A 6799-nucleotide genomic window follows, 5' to 3' on the forward strand; every position below is an offset into this window, starting at 1 on the left:
CGGCTTGGCGATAAAAACTAATTGCGCACCAGCGACACCAGCCACCTGCGGCCAAACAACGCGAGGATCGCGATCGCGTAGACGATTGCGCCCCCGACGGCCAACAGGACCAGCGTCAATTCGTCCCGGAACGCCTGCGTGGAGGGAAAAGTCGTCGCGCTGAAGCGCGCGATCAACCAGAAGGCAGCGGCCAGAATGAGGCCGGTCAGCAGGAATTTGGCGACCGACAATAGCCAGGCGCGGTCCAGCACGAGAAAGCCTCGCCGCACGGCGAAGAACAGCACCAGCAGCAAATTGGTCCAGACCCCGACGGCTGTCGCGAGCGCGAGGCCAATCTGGGCGAGCGATCCCATCAGGACGACCTTCAGGGCGACATTGACCGCGATGCCGGTCAGCGAGGCCCGGACCGGCGTTGCCGTATCCTTGCGCGCATAGAAGGTCGCGACCGCGCTGCGGATCAGCACGAAGGGGATCAGGCCGATCGCGTAGGCGGCGAGCGTTGCACCTGCCGCGGCCGCATCGGCCTTCGAGAACGCCCCGCGGGCGAACAGCGCGCGCATGATCGCGTCAGGCACGGTGATGAAGGCCGCGACGAACGGCACTGAGAACAGCAGCGTGAAGTCGAAGGCACGGCGTTGCGCCTTCATCGCACCGTCGTGGTCGTTGGCGGTGATCCGCCGCGACATCTCTGGCAACAGCACCGTGCCGATGGCGATGCCGATCACACCGATCGGCAGCTGGTTGAGGCGGTCGGCGTAATAGAGCGCCGACAGCGCGCCTGCGGGCAGGAACGTCGCGATGATGGTGTCCGCGAACAGCGCGACTTGCGTGCCCATCGAGCCCAGCGTCGCCGGGCCTAGCGCTTTGAAGAAGCCACGGACGTCTTCATCGAGCCTGAGCGGTGCGAAGCGCGGCAGGCCGCCGTGGCGGGCCAGATCGCCGGCGAGCAGGACATATTGCAGGAAGCCGGAGATCAGCACGCCCCACGCTGCCGCGTGCCCTGCGGTCGGAAACCAGGCGGCGACCGCCAACGTCATCATCATCGAGATGTTGAGAAAGATCGACGCCGCCGCGGCGCTGGCAAAGCGCTGCATCACGTTGAGCATGCCGCCATAGAGCGTCACCAGCGTGATCAGCAGGAGATAGGGAAAGGTGATTCGGGTCAGTTCGATCGCGAGCTTGCGCTGCTCGGCATCCTCGGAAAATCCCGGTGCAAGTATGCTCATGGCTTGCGGCATGAACAGCCAGGCGACGATCAGCAGCACGATTTGCGAGGCCAGCAGCAGCGTGAAGATGCGGTCGGCAAACAGTCGCGCCGCCCCCTCCCCGCGCTCGCCGTGAACGTGGGCATAGGCCGGCACCCAGGCCGCATTGAAGGCGCCCTCGGCGAAGATCGCACGGAAATGATTGGGCAGCCGCAGCGCCACGAAGAAGGCGTCGGCCACGGGGCCGGCGCCGAGAATCGCCGCGAGCATGATGTCGCGGGCAAATCCCGTCACCCGCGAGAGCAGCGTGTAACCACCAACCGTGAAGATGCGTCCGAGCATGCGGACCGTTCTAGAGGCTTATCGGGCGGAGGTCGATTGCATCTTGCGATGCGCATTACTGCGCCCTCTCCCCTTGTGGGAGAGGGCTGCTCCGCGGGTAGACACAAGCTCATTGCGGTGAGGGGTTTCTCTCCCAGGTTTCGTTGCGGAGAGAGACCCCTCACCCGTCTCGCCGCTTACGCGGCGAGCCACCCTCTCCCACAAGGGAAAGGGAACGAAGAGCTAAACCCAGAACTCAGCCCGCCAGCGCACCGCGCACGGCGGCGATGACCCGCTCTTGGTCCGCTTCCGTCAAATAAGCGTGCATCGGCAGGCTGATGACGGCCTGCGACAGGCTCTCGCAAGCGGGCAGGCCGCCTTCTGCAACCGGATAGTGCCTGTAGGCGGTCTGCTGATGCATCGACTTGCCGTAATAGATCGCGGTCGGCACGCCTTGGGCCTTCAGCGCGGCGGCAAAACCGTCGCGGTCGGTGCCCTCAGGCAGGCGGACGGTGTACTGCGCCCACACCGATGTGCTGCCGGGGCTAAGGCGCGGCACGGTGACGACATTGGACAGGCCATGCGCGTAGCGTTCCGCAACCCTGTTGCGGGCAGCGATCTCGTCGTCGAAAATCTTCAGTTTCTCGATCAGGATCGCGGCCTGCATGGTGTCGAGCCGGCCGGTCAGGCCGAGGCGGACGTTGTCGTATTTGTCGACGCCCTGCCCGTGCACGCGGATGCTGCGCAGCGTCGCGGCAAGCTCGTCGTCATCGGTGAAGATCGCGCCGCCGTCGCCGAAACAGCCGAGCGGTTTGGCCGGAAAGAAGCTCGTCGCGGTGGCGAGCGCGAGCGTACCAAGCTTGCGGCCTTTGTAGCTCGCGCCGAACGCTTGCGCGGCGTCGTCGAGCACGAACAGCCCTTCGGCCTTGGCGATTTCGGCAATGGAATCGTGATCGGCAGGCTGGCCGAACAGGTCGACCGGAATGACCGCGACGGGCTTGAGCCCCGCCTTGCGCGCAGTCACGATGCCGCGCTTCAGCGATTCCGGGCTCATGTTGAAGGTCGCCTCGTCGACGTCGACATAGACCGGCGTCGCGCCGGTCCGCGCCACCGGCGACGCCGTCGCGATGAAGGTGAAGGACGGACACAACACGGCATCGCCGGGCCCGACATTCTTCGCCATCATCACCATCAGGATCGCGTCGGTCCCGCTGCCGCAGCCGATCACGTGCTTGGCGCCGCAATAGGCCGCAAGCTGCTTCTCGAGCTCGAAGACCTCAGGGCCGTTGACGAACTGGCAATGGTCGAGAACCCGCTTCACGGCGGCATCGAGCGAGGCGCCGAGCCGGCGGCGCTGCGCGCCGACATCGATGAAGGGAATGGGATCGGAACGCAGATGCTGGTTCATGGCGCTTTGCTGGTTTTCTCGCGAAGTTGAGAGTCGACATGGATAAAGAATTAGCCGGCGACGCGGCGCGGGGCCTTGCGGGCAGGCGCCGTGGCCGCGGGCCGCGCTGGCGTCTCCAGGCACCGCGTCGCGATCTCGAGGCTGGCGACGCCTTCGTCGCCGGTCACCGCCGGCGTCTCGCCGTTAGCCACTGCCTTCAAGAACGCGATCAGCTCGGCGCGCAGCGGCTCGTCATGGCCGACCGGCAGATGCCGCATCGAATAGCTGCCGTCAGGCTTGAAGCCGAAGCATTCGGTGACCTGGCGCGTCAACAGATCGCCCATCACGTATTTGCCGCGCGTCGCAACGGTGACGCTGCGCGCCTTGAACGGCGTCAGCCAGTTGGTGTTGATGTGGGCGAGCACGCCGCTCTCGGTGCGGAATTGCAACAGCGCAATGTCCTCGCGCTCGGCGACCGCGCTCGACAGCTGCGGCTGCACCTCAACGATGTCGGACTCGGTGAACCAGCGGATCAAATCGATGTCGTGCACGGCAAGGTCGATGACGACGCCGACATTGGACATGCGCGGCGGGAACGGGCCGACGCGGGTAATCGCGATCGACAGGATGTCCTCGCCCGCAATCGCCTGCTTGACCGCGGCAACCGCCGGATTGAAGCGCTCGACATGACCGATCATCAGCGTGACGCCGGCCTTTTGCGCGGCGGCGACGATCTCACGGCCCTCTTCGACCGTCGATGCGATCGGCTTCTCGACAAGCACGTGGATGTTCTTGGCGATGCAGGCGAGCGCGATCTCGTGATGCAGATGGGTCGGCGCCGCGATGGTGATCGCATCGGCGCCTTCGGCGAGGAGCTGGTCGAGCGTCTCGAAACCCGGGCAGTTCGCAAGCTCGGTGGTGCGCGTCCGGTGCACCGGCGAAGGATCGACGATGCCGACCAGGCTGACGCCGGGAAGGCCGCTAAGTACGCGCGCGTGGTTGCTGCCCATCACGCCTGCGCCAATGACGCCGACACGCAGGCCGGCCTTTGCCGGTGCAGACCCTTTGGAACTCATTTGATAGAACCCCGATTCAACCCAAATCCCCGGCGCCGCTTCTAGCACGGGCGCCACATTTGTGGCGAACGCCGCGCTAGCCAGCCGGACACGATTTGATTCAAAAAATTACACGTTCCCCGGGTCTTGAACCGGAGCAGATACCGCTCTTTCGACCCGGGCCGCGTGATTCGGAGCTTGGTGGTTACGACCTTTGATAGTCGTCTTCAATCCGGATGATGTCGTCTTCCCCGAGATAGCTTCCGGTCTGGACCTCGATCAGCTCCAGCATGATTTTACCGGGGTTCTCCATCCGGTGAACGGCGCCCATCGGAATGTAGATCGACTCGTTCTCGTGCACCGCTTTGACGGTGTCGTTGACCGTCACCTGTGCCGTGCCCCGCACCACGATCCAGTGCTCGGCACGATGGTGATGCTTCTGCAGCGACAGGCGGCCGCCCGGCTTCACCACGATGCGCTTGACCTGGTGGCGCGCGCCGTTGTCGACGGACTGGTAGCTGCCCCAGGGCCGGTGCACCTTGAGATGCTCCTCGGTGACCTTCGGCGCGACCGCCTTCAGCTTGGCCACCAGACGCTTCAAGCCGTTGGCGTCCTTCTGGCGCGAGACCAGCACCGCGTCCGCAGTCGCGACCACCACGAGATCGTCGACGCCTTCGAGCGCGACCAGCGCGGAATCCGTCGTGACGTTGCAGTTGCGGGAATCTTCGAACACCGCGGTGCCGTGCGCGGCGTTACCTTGCGCGTCCTTCTCCGACAGCTCCCACACCGCGAGCCAGGAGCCGACATCGGACCAGCCGCAGGACACCGGCACGACTGCTGCACGCGAGGTCTTTTCCATCACCGCATAGTCGATAGAGATCGCCTTCGCCGCGCCGAAGGCCGCGGGCTCCAGCGTCACGAAGCCGAGATCGCGGCCGGCATTGGTGACGGCGCTCGTAACCGCCTCGATGCTCGCCGCATCGACCGTGCGATATTCGTCGAGCAGCACGCCGGCCGGGAACATGAAGTTGCCGCTGTTCCAGAGATAGCCGGAATTGACGTAGTCCGATGCCTTCACCGCATCCGGCTTCTCGACGAAGCGCGCGACCGCATGCACCTCGCCCGATATCACCTCGCCCGGGTTGATATAGCCGTATTCGGTCGCCGGCCGCTCCGGCTTGACGCCGAACGTGACGATGCGCCCGGCATTCGCAGCCGCAAGGCCTTCGTGGCAGGCGGCGACGAAAGCAGCATTGTCCCGCACCACGTGGTCGGCGGCGAGCGCGAGCACGATCGCCTCGTTAGCGCGGTTCTGCGCGAACACCGCACCCGCAGCGATCGCAGGTCCGGAATCGCGCCGCATCGGCTCGAGGATCACGTCGGCCTCGATCCCGATCTCGGTGAGCTGCTCCAGCACCATGAAGCGATAGGCCGCATTGGTGATGACGATCGGCCGGTCGAACAGCGAGGGATCGGAGACGCGCAGCAGCGTGTCCTGGAAGGTCGAGCGGGCGCCAAACAGCGGCAGGAATTGCTTGGGCCGCACCTCGCGCGAAGCTGGCCACAGCCGCGTGCCGGCACCGCCGCACATGATCAGGGGGATTATGCGTTTGTCCATCGTCATCTCAAACCTTGAAATAGTCCCGATACCAGGTGACAAAGTTACGGACCCCAAGCTCGATCGGCGTTGATGGCGCAAAGCCGGTGTCGCGCATCAGATCCTCGACATCCGCGAACGTTTCCAGCACATCTCCCGGCTGCATCGGCAGCAATTCTTTGATCGCCGTCCGGCCCAGCTCCCGCTCCAGAAGACCGACGACGTGCATCAGTTCCTCCGGATGGTGATTGCCGACATTGTAGAGCTTTGACGGCGCATTTGCGGCAGCCGGATCGTCCGCAGGCACAAGATCGATCAGCCTGGATACTACACGCGTTACATCATCAATATAGGTGAAGTCGCGGCGCATCCTGCCATGGTTAAAAAGCCGGATCGGCCTGCCCGCTATAATGGCATCTACAAAGAGAAACATGGCCATGTCGGGCCGTCCCCACGGCCCGTAGATGGTAAAGAAGCGCAGGCCCGTGACCGGCAGCCGGTAGAGATGGCTGTAGGACTGCGCCATCACTTCGTTCGCCTTCTTGGTCGCGGCGTAGAAGCTCACGGGATGGTCAGTGCGGTCCTGCACGGCGAATGGCATTTTTGTGTTGGCGCCATAAACGGAGGATGACGATGCGTAGACGAGGTGACGACAGCCATTGTTGCGGCAGCCCTCGAGCACATTGAGAAAGCCCTGCAGATTGGAATCGGCGTAAGCATGCGGCTGCTCGATCGAGTAGCGCACGCCGGCCTGGGCCGCGAGATGCACGACCTTGGCAAATTGATGTTGCGCAAACAGCGCCGCGATCATGTCACGATCGGCGAGGTCGGCCTCGACGAAGGAGAAACCGGGCTCCTTCTTGAGCAGTGCAAGGCGCGCTCGCTTCAGCGCCGGATCGTAATAGCTGTTGAGATTGTCGAGCCCGACGACGGACCGGCCTTCGGTCAAAAGCTGGCGGGCAACGTGAAAGCCGATGAAGCCGGCAGCGCCCGTGACCAAAATCGCCTGATCCGTCATCCTGTTCCCCAGGGATCCCTCGCCCACAGAGCCTGTTTAGCCGCCGCATCGTGGAGGTCGCAATAGGCCTGCCGCTCCTCATGCAGGCCCTTCAAACGCCGCTGCAAAGCGCCTTACACACGGCTATTGCAAGATCGGCGCCAAAACCATACCAAAGCGGCCGAATTCGGCGCCTCGCGTCGGGTTGCCTCCAATCTTCGCAAACCTGTTCATGCG

At 64.1% G+C, this 6799-nt stretch carries 5 protein-coding genes; all 5 read right to left on the bottom strand.

The window, feature by feature from the left end:
* Positions 1-17: 17 nt before the first annotated feature.
* Positions 18-1547 carry a murein biosynthesis integral membrane protein MurJ gene (gene murJ / locus IVA98_RS22690; RefSeq protein ID WP_247334375.1) on the bottom strand — a complete coding sequence of 510 codons (1530 nt, stop codon included), beginning with the start codon at positions 1545-1547 and terminating at the stop codon, positions 18-20.
* 235 nt (positions 1548-1782) lie between these two features.
* On the bottom strand, positions 1783-2934 hold the full coding sequence (locus tag IVA98_RS22695; protein WP_247355545.1) for a DegT/DnrJ/EryC1/StrS family aminotransferase: 1152 nt from the start codon (positions 2932-2934) through the stop codon (positions 1783-1785).
* 50 nt (positions 2935-2984) lie between these two features.
* Complete coding sequence (locus tag IVA98_RS22700; RefSeq protein ID WP_247355546.1) at positions 2985-3989, bottom strand: Gfo/Idh/MocA family protein; 1005 nt, start codon at positions 3987-3989, stop codon at positions 2985-2987.
* Between the two features lie 184 nt (positions 3990-4173).
* Positions 4174-5586 carry a mannose-1-phosphate guanylyltransferase/mannose-6-phosphate isomerase gene (locus tag IVA98_RS22705; RefSeq protein ID WP_247355547.1) on the bottom strand — a complete coding sequence of 471 codons (1413 nt, stop codon included), beginning with the start codon at positions 5584-5586 and terminating at the stop codon, positions 4174-4176.
* Between the two features lie 7 nt (positions 5587-5593).
* Complete coding sequence (locus tag IVA98_RS22710; protein ID WP_247355548.1) at positions 5594-6583, bottom strand: NAD-dependent epimerase; 990 nt, start codon at positions 6581-6583, stop codon at positions 5594-5596.
* Between the last annotated feature and the right edge of the window lie 216 nt (positions 6584-6799).

The organism is Bradyrhizobium sp. 160 (genome assembly GCF_023073735.1).
GTDB lineage: Bacteria > Pseudomonadota > Alphaproteobacteria > Rhizobiales > Xanthobacteraceae > Bradyrhizobium.

Bases quoted from the DNA above. Each gene is read 5' to 3' on its own strand.
- murJ (WP_247334375.1), bottom strand. From the start codon at position 1,547: ATGCTCGGACGCATCTTCACGGTTGGTGGTTACACGCTGCTCTCGCGG.
- IVA98_RS22695 (WP_247355545.1), bottom strand. From the start codon at position 2,934: ATGAACCAGCATCTGCGTTCCGATCCCATTCCCTTCATCGATGTCGGC.
- IVA98_RS22700 (WP_247355546.1), bottom strand. From the start codon at position 3,989: ATGAGTTCCAAAGGGTCTGCACCGGCAAAGGCCGGCCTGCGTGTCGGC.
- IVA98_RS22705 (WP_247355547.1), bottom strand. From the start codon at position 5,586: ATGGACAAACGCATAATCCCCCTGATCATGTGCGGCGGTGCCGGCACG.
- IVA98_RS22710 (WP_247355548.1), bottom strand. From the start codon at position 6,583: ATGACGGATCAGGCGATTTTGGTCACGGGCGCTGCCGGCTTCATCGGC.